This window comes from Bartonella sp. AP40SXNS, from assembly GCF_042195825.1.
In the GTDB taxonomy this organism is placed as follows: domain Bacteria; phylum Pseudomonadota; class Alphaproteobacteria; order Rhizobiales; family Rhizobiaceae; genus Bartonella.
The window spans coordinates 107,437-121,311 of the sequence record NZ_JBHIPB010000004.1 but is presented as its reverse complement, the minus strand read 5'-3'; the positions used below and the strand labels follow the sequence as shown (position 1 = coordinate 121,311).

Here is a 13,875-nt window from a genome sequence, read left to right as displayed (position 1 = left end):
TGTTTCTTCACAAGCGTAAAGATGGGGGTGCTCAATGGACTTTTTATTATTTCATGGGAGACTTATCGTTATATCATTCACGAGGTGTCGACGTGAAATGGACTTGGGAGACAGATGTCTCTTTAAAACAAGCTTGTGAATGTGCACCCTAATGGCGCTTCTGTTTTACGTGAGGGGCGTGATCCTATTAAAGAACGCAATAAACAAAAGCGTGAGACAATAAGCAATCTCCATTATTTAAAAGATATTGCTCTAGAGACTTTTGAAAGTCGTAAAACCGAATTAAAGAATGATGGCAAAGATGGCAAATGGTTTTTATCTTTACGGCTTTAATTCTCCCACAATTAGGCTGTATTTCCGTTTCAGAGATTACACAAACAGAGATACACAATATCTTGCTCTTATTTGGCATACAAAAGCTGGCGCTGCTTACAAAGCTCTCATTCCGTTTCAATCGTTGTCCCAAACATGCTGCTGCACTATGACGGATGCAAGTGAATTGATTTTGATTCATTCAAAATAAGAAGAATCCGAAATGAGAAAAATTTACGATATTCAGGAGGATAATTTAAATGTAGAATAATCAGTTGTTCTTATAAAGCAATATATTATAAAAATTGAAACCATTGGAAAAATTAATACCAATTGGGAAGGAAAACTTTTGCTTTTTAAGATAAATCAAGCATTCTCTTTACAAGTCACCATTACGATGTAAAAGTGTTGCAGCAGCTAAAACATTCTCAGCATGTCCAGATACACTTACTTTGCGCCATTCTTCTGTTATTATTCCATGTGCATCAATTAAAAAAGTGCTCCGTTCAACACCCATATATTTGCGTCCATACATACTTTTCTCCACCCAAACACCATAAGCTTCAAGGGTTCTTTTTTCTTCATCAGAAACCAAGATAACATCAAGTTCATGTTTTACTTTAAATTTATCATGTTTTTTTACATTATCTGGAGAGATTCCAATAACAACAACACCAATTTCATCAAATTTCGTCTTTAATTGTGTAAAGTCAAGCGCTTCGCTTGTGCACCCACTGGTATCATCTTTGGGATAGAAATATAAAACAACAGTTTTTCCTTTAAAGTCAGAAAGACGCACTGTCTCTCCTCCATCGCGTGGTAAATTAAAATCAGGAGCAAGAGTACCTTTCATTGAGTTTATCATTTTTTTATCTTTCTTTTTAAGCGCAAAGATCAATCACTAGCATACAGAGAAGGAATAAAGTTTCAACTCTCTAAAATAGAATTATTTTAAAGACTTTTTCGCCATCATATAAAATTATTCTGTCATAAGAATTAAATTAAAAAATGAGGGAAGAAAGCGTAAGAAAGATCAATATCATGGATATAAATATAGAATGAATGAGACATCAATAGATTATAGCGGTTTGATCAAAATATGTTTTTTCTTTCCGAAAGAAAGTTTAATGATTCCTTCTGCTGTCACATCTTTTTCAATAATAAGGTGTGTTTCATCCTTTATTATTTGATCATTAACACGTACGCCCCCACCTTGAACGTGTCGGCGTGCCTCACTATTAGATTTAGCAAGTCCTGCTTGTACTAAAAGAGTGAGCAATCCAACACCTTTTTTTAATTTTGAGGAATTAATTTCAACAGTTGGAAGATTTTCTCCCAGAGTTTTTTCTTCAAACGTTTTGCGAGCCGTTTCTGCAGCTTCATCGGCAAGAGCGCGTCCATGCAACATTGCTGTAACTTCTGTTGCAAGAATTTTTTTTGCTTCGTTAATTTCAGTTCCTTGTAATAGAGAAAGTTTAAGAATCTCATCCATCGGTAATGGAGTATAGAGCTTTAGAAATCGTGTTACATCAGCATCTTCTGTATTGCGCCAGTATTGCCAAAATTGATAAGGTGAAAGCTTATCCGCATTCAGCCATACAGCCCCATTCAATGATTTACCCATTTTGGCACCGGAAGAGGTTGTCAGCAATGGTGATGTTAACGCATATAATTGCGGTGTTCCTAAACGATGCCCTAATTCAATTCCGTTAATAATGTTGCCCCACTGATCAGAGCCGCCCATTTGCATACGCAACCCATAACGTTTATAAAGTTCAACAAAGTCATAAGCTTGCAGAATCATATAATTAAACTCTAAGAATGACAAAGAGTGCTCACGCTCAAGTCTGAGTCTGACAGAATCAAATGACAACATACGGTTGACAGAAAAATGCTTTCCTACATCACGCAAAAATTCTAAGTAGTTTAAATTGCATAACCATTCAGCATTATTCACAATACAAGCATCGGTTTCTCGGTCACCGAATGTCAAATAGTTAGCAAATACCTTTTTAATACCATCAATATTTGCAGCAATATCATCTTGTGTCAGAAGGCGTCGTGCTTCGTCTTTGAAGGAAGGATCACCAATCAATCCGGTCCCTCCACCCATTAAAGCAATGGGGCGATGACCCGTTTTTTGTAACCAATAAAGCATCATAATCTGAAGAAGACTTCCAGCATGTAAACTCGATGCTGTTGGATCAAATCCAGTATAAGCGCTTACAGTTTCTTTTGAAAAAAGATCATCTAAGCCTTTTTCATCTGAAATTTGGTGGATAAAACCACGTTCGCTCATAATATGTAAAAAATCAGATTTAAAGGCAAACACAGATTTAATTTCCTAATTTAAGAGTGCATTTATTGTATATAACAGGCGATTATATAATAAGTTATTAATGTGTTATCTATCATAACTGACGCACACCTCACAAGAGAAAGAGACATATTGGTAGTATAAAGATAATAACACAGGTATTATTTCTTTTTTACGCTAAAAAAGAGCCTTCTTAGTAATAGAAAAAAGGTATTCTGTTACTCTCATTTCTATCCTGAAATAAAATTTAGAAAAGTTTTAATATAGACTGAAAAAATACTTTGTTATGATCAGGGACGATTTTTGCTAATTTTTTATAAATCTATCGTATTTTCCTAAGTTAGTGAAAGTATTTCAGAAGGAGGAGCGAGAAGTTCATTGGAGATATGGTTATCCAAATAGTGGGCACATCGCTCAATAAGTTCTTCATGACATCCACTGAAAAAGTGATTAGCCTCTTCCAATATTTCTTGTGTGATGATGATACCTTTTTGTGTTTTTAATTTATCGACAAGTATTTGAACATCTTTTGGAGGGGCAACTTTATCGATACCGCCATGAATGATAAGTCCAGAAGATGGACAAGGTGCAAGAAATGAAAAGTCATAAACATTAGGCTGAGGAGCAACTGAGATAAATCCCTCAATTTCCGGTCGGCGCATTAAAAGCTGCATACCAATCCATGCTCCAAATGAGTATCCTGCTACCCAACAATTTTTAGAGTCTGGATGTTGTGTTTGCACCCAATCCAGAGCAGCAGCAGCATCTGAAAGTTCTCCTATTCCATAATCAAATTCACCCTGACTACGACCAATACCACGAAAGTTAAAACGTAAAGTTGTAAAGCCACGTTGTTGGAACATATAAAAGAGGTCATAGACAATTTTATGATTCATAGTTCCACCAAATTGGGGATGAGGATGCAAAATGATCGCAATGGGTGCATTTTTTTGTTGTGAAGGTTGATAACGCCCTTCGAGCCGACCCGCAGGACCGTTAAAAATAATTTCTGGCATAAAATGCTCCTTAATGCAATAAAAGGCTCTCTTTGACCCTGGTCGACTTTTACCATAGAATCTCTTAAATAATTATTAGATATTCTTTTTTTAGTGCACTTTTCAAGAAAATTGCGCTATTTTTTTAATCAATTCATAAGATTAATGATTGCGATGTAAAATGGTTATAAAACGCCGATATTTTGATCATAACGCAACAACACCACTCAAAAAAGTGGCACGGATGGCGCTACTAGAATCTTTAGAGATATTTGGTAATCCATCATCGGTTCATAAGGAAGGGCGTGCGGCTAAAACTTTGTTGCAAAAGGCCCGTCGGCAAATCGCTGAAAATCTTAAAACAGATCCAGATCATGTGATATTTACCTCTGGTGCGAGTGAAGCTGCAATGACTTTGTTAACACCCTTTTACAATATTGGGAAAGCAAAAGTTAAATTTTCTCATCTTTACCTTGGAGCGACTGAACATCCCTCTGTTGCAGAGGGAGGACGTTTTTCTAAAGAGTTGATAAGCGTCATTGCTGTTGATCAAGATGGGCTCATTCAACAAGATAAATTAACATCACTCTTAGCGGCTCACGATAAAACAAAAGGTTTACCTCTTGTTGCTATTCAAGCTGCAAATAGTGAAACTGGTGTTGTTCAACCATTAAAAGAAATAGCTGCTGTTATTCGCGATTTAGGAGGCACTCTTGTTGTTGATTTGACACAATATGTAGATAAAAATTTTGTTGATATTCATCAGCTAGGGGGAGACTTTTTTATACTGTCTGCCCATAAAGTTGGTGGTCCTAAAGGAATCGGTGCTTTTGTTTCATGTGGTAATCTTCTCATGCCACACCCTCTTATTATTGGGGGAGGACAAGAAAAAGGTCTCCGTGGAGGAACAGAAGCATTGCCCCTTATTGCTGCTTTTGGGGCAGCAATGGCTGATTGTTTCACACAGGAAGAAATAAAACAGTTAATATATTTACGCAATAAATTAGAAGATGGACTACAAAAAGTAAGTAAAAATGTTGAAATTTTTGGCAAAAGAGTTCAACGTTTGCCAAATACAACTTACTTTACCGTGAAAAATATAAAAGCTGAAACGATGCAAATTGCTTTTGATTTAGAAGGGTTTTCTGTATCAGCTGGCTCTGCCTGTTCTTCGGGAAAAGTAAAACAAAGCAAAGTGTTGGAGGCAATGGGGTATCATGTTCCAAATGGTGCCATTCGCATTTCGCTAGGGCGTGGTACAACTTCTGAAGATATTGATGATTTTCTGTCGTTTTTTTCTCAAATTATAAGCAGGAAAAAAGGAGAAGATTTATCATCAGAAAGTTATAAAAATTAGAATTATTTTAAAAATAAAATAAGTTTGATTGAAATTTTTGCACTTTACCTATAGCCTAGGAGATAACTTGCTTACTTTAATCTTGTAAAAAACAAGACTTTAGTTACCGGTTTTTGACGCCAAAAAATGGAGAAAATTTATGCCGGCAGTACAAGAAACGATACGCCAAGTACGTGAAATAGATGTTGACCAATATAAATATGGTTTTGAAACCAATATTGAAACCGATAAAGCTCCAAAAGGCTTAAATGAGGATATTATCAAATTTATTTCCGTTAAAAAAAATGAGCCTGAATGGATGCTAACATGGCGCTTAAAAGCTTACCGCCGTTGGCTGACAATGCAAGAGCCTCATTGGGCGCGTCTTGAATATCCTAAAATTGATTTTCAGGAGCTTTATTATTATGCTGCTCCAAAAAATCATACAGGACCAAAATCTTTGGATGAAGTGGATCCTGAGTTATTAGCAACGTACGAAAAACTTGGCATTCCTCTTAAAGAACAAGAGATTTTGGCAGGAGTAAGAAAACAGTCTGATCCCTCCACTTTTGATGACAGTATGTCTGTATCGGGGCAGGTGGCTGTTGATGCAGTCTTTGATTCTGTTTCTGTTGTAACAACATTCAAAAAAGAGCTGGCACGTGCTGGTGTGATTTTTTGTTCTATTTCAGAGGCGATTATTGAACATTCTGAGCTTATTAAAGAATATTTAGGAACAGTTGTACCTATAAGTGATAATTATTATGCGGCTTTAAATGCAGCTGTCTTTACAGATGGTTCATTTGTTTATATTCCCAAAGGGGTTCGTTGTCCTATGGAGCTTTCAACTTATTTTAGGATTAATGAACGCAACACTGGCCAATTTGAACGAACATTGATTATCGCCGCTGAAGATTCCTATGTTTCTTATCTTGAAGGGTGTACAGCACCCCAACGTGATGAAAACCAACTTCATGCTGCTGTTGTTGAGCTTATTGCGCTTGAAAATGCAGAGATTAAATATTCTACAGTACAAAACTGGTATCCTGGCGATAAAGATGGAAAGGGCGGTATTTATAATTTTGTGACGAAGCGTGGAGATTGTCGAGGTGATAACTCTAAGATTTCATGGACACAAGTTGAGACCGGTTCTGCGATTACTTGGAAATATCCATCCTGCTTACTGCGCGGTGAGAACGCGCGTGGAGAATTTTATTCTATTGCTGTTGCAAACGGTCATCAACAAATTGATTCCGGTACAAAAATGATTCATTTAGGAAAAAATACATCCAGTCGTATTATTTCCAAAGGCATTTCTGCTGGTTTTTCAAATAACACGTATCGAGGACAAGTTACAGCGCATAGAAAAGCACAAAATGCGCGTAACTTTACGCAATGTGATAGTTTGTTAATCGGGAATGATTGTGGTGCGCATACAGTTCCTTATATTGAAGCAAAAAATGCAACAGCTCAGTTTGAACATGAAGCCACAACATCAAAAATTTCCGATGACCAACTTTTTTATGTTATGCAAAGAGGAATTCCTGAAGAAGAAGCTATCGCATTAATTGTAAATGGTTTTGTAAAAGAGGTCATTCAAAAACTTCCCATGGAATTTGCTGTCGAAGCGCAAAAGCTTATTGGTATTAGCCTTGAAGGTAGTGTTGGATAATTTTATTTAATGAGATAAATAGAAGACTTTATGTAACAAGGCTGTAACGGTAGCACATAATGCTAAAAATGACCTCTATGGTAATTACAAAAGTAGATGGATGCTAAGGTAAAATAATACGCATTGATATCTGAAAAACAGCCAAAACAGGATTAAATGATGTTAGAGATCAAAAATTTGCACGCCCGTATTGCTGAAACCGATACAGAAATTATTCGTGGTTTAAACTTGACAGTTCAAGACGGAGAAGTTGCCGCTATCATGGGACAAAATGGAGCCGGAAAATCAACTTTATCTTATTTGCTTGCTGGTCGTGATGATTATCAAATAACAGAAGGAGATATTCTCTATAATGGACAATCACTTTTAGAAATGGATCCAGCAGAACGTGCTGCATATGGTGTTTTTCTTGCATTTCAATATCCAATGGAAATACCAGGGGTAGCAACAATGGAATTTTTAAAAGTTGCGATGAATTCTCAACGCAAAGCGCGAGGTGACGAAGAACTTAAAATTCCTGAATTTATAAAATGTGTTAAAGAAGTTTCAGCCAAACTTGAAATAGATATGGATATGCTAAAGCGTCCATTAAATGTAGGTTTTTCAGGTGGAGAAAAAAAACGCGCTGAAATTTTACAAATGGCACTTCTTGAACCTACACTTTGCATTTTAGATGAAACGGATTCTGGTTTAGATATTGATGCACTAAAAATTGTTGCAGATGGTGTTAATAAACTTCGCGATTCAAAACGTTCATTTTTGGTGATTACCCATTATCAACGGCTGCTTAATTATATTATTCCTGATACGGTACATGTTCTTTATAAAGGACAAATTATCAAAAGCGGTGATAAATCCTTAGCACTTTATTTAGAGCAAAATGGGTATGCTGATCTTATTAGGGAAGCGGTTTGAGGTTATTAAATATGAATGCACAGCAAAACTTGTTAGCGGTTGAAGAAAATATACTCAGTAATTTTAATCAGTATGTAAACCACTTACCTGGTGATAAAGCTGTACAGGAAATCCGCAAGAAAACTATTGAGCAGTTTCAAACGACACGGCTTCCTTCCCGTAAAATCGAAAGTTGGCATTATACCAATCTGCGTACCTTACTGAAGTCTATTAGCAATTTTTCAAAAGTTCAAGACAATCAATTGGTTGATGCATTGCTTTCAGAAAGTGCTGTTTTCTCCATAAACAATGGAAAAACATCGATAGAGTCAAAGATAGACAATATTGCAGTAAAACGCCTTTCAGACGCATTAGAAGATAATTCTGTACAGATAAATCAAAACATTTCTGATGAAGATTTTATTGGACAGTTAAATACAGCTTTTGTTACAGATGGTTGGCTTTTTCACATCCCTGAAAATACAAAGTTAAATATCCCCATTGAGTTACAAAATATACAAATGGGGGGACAATCTCATATTTTTTCGGATATAAAAGTTGATAAAAATAGTCAAGTTATGTTTATTGAACATCAGGTTGGCAATGATAAAGATACCTTTGTCAGTTCAATATTTTCATTAAATGTTGCTGCTGATAGTGATGTTACGTGGATTCTCATTCGCAATCGTGATTTTAATTCTACACAATTTGGTCGATTTTGTGCTGTTCTTGATCAAAGAGCGAAGTTATCACTTTATGTCATTAATATAGGGAGTCAATTAAATCGCCAAGAAATCGATATTGAATTACAGGGAGAAGAATCTGACTTTCAATTACGCGTCATAAATTTATTATCAGGACAAACACATAGTGATCTTACAATGACTGTTCGTCACGTGGAAGAAAAATCAACATCAACCGAAATTATACGCAATGTGGTTACAGATAAGGCTGTTGGTGTTTTCCAAGGAATAATACGTGTTTCTCAAAAAGCGCAAAAAACAGATGCACGCATGGCTTGTAATAGCCTTATTCTTTCAGATGATGCAGAATTTAATGCAAAGCCTGAATTAGAGATTTTTGCTGATGATGTTGCATGCGGTCATGGTGCAACAGTTGCTAATATTAATCATGATTATCTTTTTTATCTCATGGCGCGCGGTATTCCATTTAAAACGGCTCGTGCACTTTTAATTAAAGGATTTATCTCTGAGCTTATTGATGACATCAAGCAAGATAATATTCAGATTATTTTGGAGAATATCATTGGTAAATGGCTTGAAAAAAATGTTTAAGGTGGAAAAAATGGAAAATAACGTACAAACATTTACTTATAATGTAGAAGAAATTCGGCGTGATTTTCCTCTTTTGCACCATCAAGTTTATGGAAAGCGATTAGCCTATCTTGATAGTGCTGCTTCTGCCCAAAAACCACAATCAGTACTCAGTGCAATGAATAATTATTATCACTATAGTTATGCTAATGTGCATAGGGGAATGTACTTTTTAGCCAATGCAGCAACGCAATCCTATGAAAATTCTCGTGAAACCGTTCGTGTTTTTCTAAATGCACAAAAAGCGGAGGAGATTGTTTTTACGAAAAATGCAACAGAAGCTATTAATACTGTTGCTTATGGTTGGGCTATGCCTAAACTCAAGGAAGGTGATGAGATTGTTCTAACGATTATGGAACATCATTCAAATATTATTCCTTGGCATTTTCTTCGGGAACAAAAAGGTGTTAAACTTATTTTTGTTCCTGTCGATGAAAATGGTGTTCTGCACATTGAAGATTTCCAAAAGTCTTTAAGCGAAAAAACGCGGCTTGTTGCTATAACGCATATGTCCAATATATTAGGAACTGTGCCTCCTGTTAAAGAGATTATTAAGCGAGCACATCAAAATTCTATTCCGGTTCTTGTTGATGGTTCTCAAGGGGCAGTACATTTAACCGTTGATGTGCAAGATCTCGATTGTGATTGGTATGTCTTTACAGGTCATAAGCTTTATGGACCTACTGGTATTGGTGTTCTGTATGGTAAAGAAGATAGATTAGAAGAAATGCGTCCTTTTCAAGGGGGAGGGGAAATGATCGAGGAGGTAACAACCGATAAGGTTTTTTATAATGCTCCTCCTTACCGTTTTGAAGCAGGCACTCCTCCTATCGTTGAATCTATTGGATTAGCAGCGGCTATTGATTATATACAAGAGAAAGGTTGTAGCACGATTCATGCCCATGAGAGGTCCCTTTTAGCTTATGCGCAGGAAAAACTTAAAATGGTTGAGTCATTGCGTATTTATGGTCATTCTCCCAATAAAGGAGCTATTATATCATTTACAATTGAAGGGATTCACGCCCATGATATCGCTATGTTTATTGATAGAAGAGGAGTTGCAATCCGCGCCGGAACTCATTGTGCTCAGCCTTTATTACAGCGCTTTGGTCTAGCATCTATTTGCCGCGTATCGTTAGCCATGTATAACACTCAAGAGGATATAGATCAATTAGTAGAAGCATTGCAAGAAACAAGGACATTTTTTAATGGCTGAATCAATTGAAGAGCGTCATTCTACAGAATCCGTTGAAACTGTAAGCGAAAATAAAAAATCTTACATATCAGCAATTCCAGCAGACGAAATTGATCGTATGACAAATGATATTATTGCTGCTCTCAAAACAGTTTATGACCCAGAGATTCCTGCTGATATTTATGAGCTAGGACTGATTTATCGTATTGATATTGAAGATGATCGTTCAGTAAAAATTGAAATGACTCTTACAGCACCGGGATGTCCTGTTGCAGGTGAAATGCCGGGGTGGGTAGAAAATGCAGTTAGTGCAGTTGAAGGGGTTTCATATGTTGAAGTCACTATGACTTTTGATCCACCATGGACACCTGATTGTATGTCAGAAGAAGCTCAAATTGCTGTCGGATGGTACTAAAAGTATTGTTAAGAGACTCTAATCTAGCCATTCATGAATAAGCTGTTTACTTTTCACAAGCGTTTAAATTTAAGGGCGATCGCATGAGTTATAATAAACAAAAATTAGAACTCACTTGGATTGGAAAAGAAAAACGCCCCAAACTGGAACCTCGTATTTTATTGGAAGATCTTGAAAAATCTTATCACGCTCCGCACCAAGTATCTACCCAAGATATTTTTGATAATAAACTCATTTTTGGTGATAATTTGTTCGCGCTCAAAGCGCTGGAACAAGAATATATGGGGAAGGTAAAGTGTATCTATATCGATCCGCCTTATAATACAGGCAATGTCTTTGAACATTATGAAGATGGTTTGGAGCATTCCCTATGGCTCAGTCTTATGAGAGACAGGCTAGAATTGTTACATCGTTTACTGGCGGAAGATGGAAGTATTTGGATTTCCATTGATGATGATGAACAAGCCTATCTAAAAGTGATGATGGATGAAATTTTTGGTCGCCAAAATTTCATCAACAATATTATTTGGCAAAAGAAATATGCCCCACAGAATGATACAAAGTGGCTTTCCGATAACCATGATTTTATAATGGTTTATGCCAAAGATAAAACGATTTGGCGCCCTCAATTGCTTCCTCGTTCAAACGATATGGATGCGCGCTATAAAAATCCTGATAATGATCCTCGTGGTCCTTGGAAATCGGGAGATTTATCCGTGAAAAGAGTAACACCTAAGGACATTTATGAAATCATCACACCTTCTGGACGCAAGGTGAATCCTCCTGCTGGAACGAGAGCTGGCGTTTTAGCAAGAAAAAATTCTCTGAATTATTGAAAGATAATCGTATTTGGTTTGGCCCCACAGGAAGCAATGTTCCTTCTTTGAAGCGTTTTTTATCAGAAGTAAAAAATGGTATGGTTTCAATGACCATTTGGCTTTATGAGGAAGTAGGGCATAACCAAGATGCCAAAAAAGAGGTTAAAGTTTTTAATTCTAAGAATGTCTTTACAACTCCCAAACCTGAGCGGTTAATGGAACGCATTATTCAACTTGCCACCAACTCTGGTGATCTTGTCTTGGATTCCTTTGCTGGTTCTGGTACGACCGGCGCTGTTGCTCATAAAATGGGCCGCAAGTGGATTATGATTGAACTCGGTGAACATTGTCATACGCACATTATTCCTCGTTTAAAACAAGTAATTGATGGAACTGATCAAGGGGGAATTTCTAAAAGTGTCAATTGGCAAGGTGGAGGTGGATTTCGTTATTATCGCCTTGCACCTTCTCTGTTGCAAAAAGACCCATGGGGACAATGGGTTATTAGTCGCGAATATAATGCTGCGATGCTTTCAGAAGCTATGTGCAAACATATGGGATTTACCTATGCGCCGGATGAAAATCATTATTGGATGCAGGGGTATTCAACGGAAACGGATTATATTTATGTCACAACGAGCGCTATGACCCATGAACAACTCCGTATCATGAGCGAAGAGGTGGGCTCTCATCGCACTCTGCTGATTTGTTGTACAGCCTTTGATATAAAAACAGCATCATTTGAGAATCTTACACTCACAAAAATCCCTCGTGCAGTATTGGAAAAATGCGAATGGGGAAGGGATGATTATAGTTTAAATGTAGCCAATCTTGAACCAACGCTTGTGGTAAAAGAAAGCGACAAAGATAAATATATTGCGCAACAAGAATTAGATCTATTTGGATAAATATCAACGAGGCAGGTTACGAATGAGCCGTAATAAACAAAAATTAGAACTTAACTGGATTGGAAAAGAAAAACGCCCCAAACTGGAACCTCGTATATTGTTAGAAGATCTTGAAAAATCTTATCATGCCGCGCATCAAATATCATCACAGGATATTTTTGATAATAAACTTATTTTTGGTGATAATTTACTCGCACTCAAGGCACTTGAGCAAGAATATACGGGGAAGGTAAAATGTGTCTACATAGATCCACCTTATAATACAGGCAATGCCTTTGAACATTATGAAGATGGTTTGGAGCATTCCCTATGGCTCAGCCTTATGAGAGACAGGCTAGAATTGTTACATCGTTTACTGGCGGAAGATGGAAGTATTTGGATTTCCATTGATGATGATGAACAAGCCTATCTAAAAGTGATGATGGATGAAATTTTTGGTCGCCAAAATTTCATCAACAATATTATTTGGCAAAAGAAATATGCCCCACAGAATGATACAAAGTGGCTTTCCGATAACCATGATTTTATAATGGTTTATGCCAAAGATAAAACGATTTGGCGCCCTCAATTGCTTCCTCGTTCAAACGATATGGATGCGCGCTATAAAAATCCTGATAATGATCCTCGTGGTCCTTGGAAATCGGGAGATTTATCCGTGAAAAGAGTAACACCTAAGGACATTTATGAAATCATCACACCTTCTGGACGCAAGGTGAATCCTCCTGCTGGAACGAGAGCTGGCGTTTTAGCAAGAAAAAATTCTCTGAATTATTGAAAGATAATCGTATTTGGTTTGGCCCCACAGGAAGCAATGTTCCTTCTTTGAAGCGTTTTTTATCAGAAGTAAAAAATGGTATGGTTTCAATGACCATTTGGCTTTATGAGGAAGTAGGGCATAACCAAGATGCCAAAAAAGAGGTTAAAGTTTTTAATTCTAAGAATGTCTTTACAACTCCCAAACCTGAGCGGTTAATGGAACGCATTATTCAACTTGCCACCAACTCTGGTGATCTTGTCTTGGATTCCTTTGCTGGTTCTGGTACGACCGGCGCTGTTGCTCATAAAATGGGCCGCAAGTGGATTATGATTGAACTCGGTGAACATTGTCATACGCACATTATTCCTCGTTTAAAACAAGTAATTGATGGAACTGATCAAGGGGGAATTTCTAAAAGTGTCAATTGGCAAGGTGGCGGTGGATTTCGCTATTATCGCCTTGCACCTTCTCTGTTGCAAAAAGACCCATGGGGACAATGGATTATTAGTCGCGAATATAATGCTGCGATGCTTTCAGAAGCCATGTGCAAACATATGGGATTTACCTATGCTCCGGATGAAAATCATTATTGGATGCAGGGATATTCAACGGAAACGGATTATATTTATGTCACAACGAGCGCCATGACCTATGAACAACTCCGTATCATGAGCGAAGAGGTTGGCTCTCATCGGACCCTGCTGATTTGTTGTACAGCCTTTGATACAAAATCATCATCCTTTGAGAATCTTACACTTACAAAAATCCCCCGTGCAGTATTGGAAAAATGCGAATGGGGAAGGGATGATTATAGTTTAAATGTAGCCAATCTTGAACCAATGATTGTGGTAAAAGAAAGCGACAAAGATAAAGATATTTCGCAACAAGAATTAGATCTATTTGAATAATATATAAAAAGCGG

13 protein-coding genes and 1 pseudogene are annotated in these 13,875 nt (G+C 37.0%); 11 read left to right on the top strand and 3 right to left on the bottom strand.

Annotated elements, in window-relative coordinates:
• Nucleotides 1-53 precede the first annotated feature (53 nt).
• A pseudogene (locus ACFILZ_RS04590) lies at nucleotides 54-482 on the top strand (integrase); the annotation flags it as partial.
• A 209-nt stretch (nucleotides 483-691) separates the two neighbouring features.
• Here the strand turns inward: ACFILZ_RS04590 and ACFILZ_RS04585 are convergent.
• The 3 genes from ACFILZ_RS04585 to ACFILZ_RS04575 all read right to left on the bottom strand — a co-directional run bounded on the left by ACFILZ_RS04585 (nucleotide 692) and on the right by ACFILZ_RS04575 (nucleotide 3,645).
• The gene (locus tag ACFILZ_RS04585; RefSeq protein WP_375610354.1) at nucleotides 692-1,177 is read right to left on the bottom strand and encodes a peroxiredoxin; all 486 of its coding nucleotides are present in this window, start codon (nucleotides 1,175-1,177) and stop codon (nucleotides 692-694) included.
• 213 nt (nucleotides 1,178-1,390) lie between these two features.
• A complete protein-coding gene (gene tyrS, locus ACFILZ_RS04580) occupies nucleotides 1,391-2,644 on the bottom strand; it encodes a tyrosine--tRNA ligase (RefSeq protein ID WP_375610355.1) in 1,254 nt (417 codons plus the stop codon).
• 320 nt (nucleotides 2,645-2,964) lie between these two features.
• Entirely contained in the window at nucleotides 2,965-3,645 is a 681-nt protein-coding gene (locus tag ACFILZ_RS04575) for an alpha/beta hydrolase (protein WP_375610356.1), read from the bottom strand.
• A gap of 160 nt (nucleotides 3,646-3,805) precedes the next feature.
• On the opposite strand from ACFILZ_RS04575, the gene ACFILZ_RS04570 reads away from it, so the two are divergent.
• From ACFILZ_RS04570 to ACFILZ_RS04525, 10 genes are all read left to right on the top strand, one after another.
• Nucleotides 3,806-4,981 (top strand): cysteine desulfurase family protein, encoded by a 1,176-nt coding sequence (locus ACFILZ_RS04570; RefSeq protein WP_375610357.1) that lies wholly within the window; start codon nucleotides 3,806-3,808, stop codon nucleotides 4,979-4,981.
• 139 nt (nucleotides 4,982-5,120) lie between these two features.
• The gene (sufB, locus tag ACFILZ_RS04565) at nucleotides 5,121-6,632 is read left to right on the top strand and encodes a Fe-S cluster assembly protein SufB (RefSeq protein ID WP_375606857.1); all 1,512 of its coding nucleotides are present in this window, start codon (nucleotides 5,121-5,123) and stop codon (nucleotides 6,630-6,632) included.
• A 159-nt stretch (nucleotides 6,633-6,791) separates the two neighbouring features.
• Nucleotides 6,792-7,547 carry a Fe-S cluster assembly ATPase SufC gene (gene sufC, locus ACFILZ_RS04560; protein WP_375606924.1) on the top strand — a complete coding sequence of 252 codons (756 nt, stop codon included), beginning with the start codon at nucleotides 6,792-6,794 and terminating at the stop codon, nucleotides 7,545-7,547.
• Nucleotides 7,548-7,558: 11 nt separating this feature from the next.
• A complete protein-coding gene (gene sufD, locus ACFILZ_RS04555) occupies nucleotides 7,559-8,821 on the top strand; it encodes a Fe-S cluster assembly protein SufD (protein ID WP_375608371.1) in 1,263 nt (420 codons plus the stop codon).
• A 10-nt stretch (nucleotides 8,822-8,831) separates the two neighbouring features.
• Nucleotides 8,832-10,076, top strand: coding sequence for a cysteine desulfurase (locus ACFILZ_RS04550; RefSeq protein ID WP_375606859.1), 1,245 nt, complete (start codon nucleotides 8,832-8,834; stop codon nucleotides 10,074-10,076).
• Nucleotides 10,069-10,470, top strand: a complete 402-nt coding sequence (locus tag ACFILZ_RS04545) for an SUF system Fe-S cluster assembly protein (RefSeq protein ID WP_273787976.1) — start codon at nucleotides 10,069-10,071, stop codon at nucleotides 10,468-10,470. The genes ACFILZ_RS04550 and ACFILZ_RS04545 overlap by 8 nt, the downstream gene beginning before the upstream one ends.
• A gap of 83 nt (nucleotides 10,471-10,553) precedes the next feature.
• Nucleotides 10,554-11,306 (top strand): site-specific DNA-methyltransferase, encoded by a 753-nt coding sequence (locus ACFILZ_RS04540; protein WP_375682348.1) that lies wholly within the window; start codon nucleotides 10,554-10,556, stop codon nucleotides 11,304-11,306.
• On the top strand, nucleotides 11,303-12,196 hold the full coding sequence (locus ACFILZ_RS04535) for a DNA methyltransferase (RefSeq protein ID WP_375682347.1): 894 nt from the start codon (nucleotides 11,303-11,305) through the stop codon (nucleotides 12,194-12,196). Before ACFILZ_RS04540 ends, ACFILZ_RS04535 begins: the two co-directional genes overlap by 4 nt.
• A gap of 22 nt (nucleotides 12,197-12,218) precedes the next feature.
• Complete coding sequence (locus tag ACFILZ_RS04530) at nucleotides 12,219-12,971, top strand: site-specific DNA-methyltransferase (RefSeq protein WP_375682346.1); 753 nt, start codon at nucleotides 12,219-12,221, stop codon at nucleotides 12,969-12,971.
• Nucleotides 12,968-13,861 carry a DNA methyltransferase gene (locus tag ACFILZ_RS04525; protein WP_375682345.1) on the top strand — a complete coding sequence of 298 codons (894 nt, stop codon included), beginning with the start codon at nucleotides 12,968-12,970 and terminating at the stop codon, nucleotides 13,859-13,861. Before ACFILZ_RS04530 ends, ACFILZ_RS04525 begins: the two co-directional genes overlap by 4 nt.
• The last annotated feature ends 14 nt before the right edge of the window (nucleotides 13,862-13,875 follow it).

Bases quoted from the DNA above. Each gene is read 5' to 3' on its own strand.
- ACFILZ_RS04545 (WP_273787976.1), top strand. From the start codon at position 10,069: ATGGCTGAATCAATTGAAGAGCGTCATTCTACAGAATCCGTTGAAACT.
- ACFILZ_RS04540 (WP_375682348.1), top strand. From the start codon at position 10,554: ATGAGTTATAATAAACAAAAATTAGAACTCACTTGGATTGGAAAAGAA.
- sufB (WP_375606857.1), top strand. From the start codon at position 5,121: ATGCCGGCAGTACAAGAAACGATACGCCAAGTACGTGAAATAGATGTT.
- sufD (WP_375608371.1), top strand. From the start codon at position 7,559: ATGAATGCACAGCAAAACTTGTTAGCGGTTGAAGAAAATATACTCAGT.
- ACFILZ_RS04575 (WP_375610356.1), bottom strand. From the start codon at position 3,645: ATGCCAGAAATTATTTTTAACGGTCCTGCGGGTCGGCTCGAAGGGCGT.
- ACFILZ_RS04585 (WP_375610354.1), bottom strand. From the start codon at position 1,177: ATGATAAACTCAATGAAAGGTACTCTTGCTCCTGATTTTAATTTACCA.
- ACFILZ_RS04530 (WP_375682346.1), top strand. From the start codon at position 12,219: ATGAGCCGTAATAAACAAAAATTAGAACTTAACTGGATTGGAAAAGAA.
- ACFILZ_RS04570 (WP_375610357.1), top strand. From the start codon at position 3,806: ATGGTTATAAAACGCCGATATTTTGATCATAACGCAACAACACCACTC.
- ACFILZ_RS04550 (WP_375606859.1), top strand. From the start codon at position 8,832: ATGGAAAATAACGTACAAACATTTACTTATAATGTAGAAGAAATTCGG.
- sufC (WP_375606924.1), top strand. From the start codon at position 6,792: ATGTTAGAGATCAAAAATTTGCACGCCCGTATTGCTGAAACCGATACA.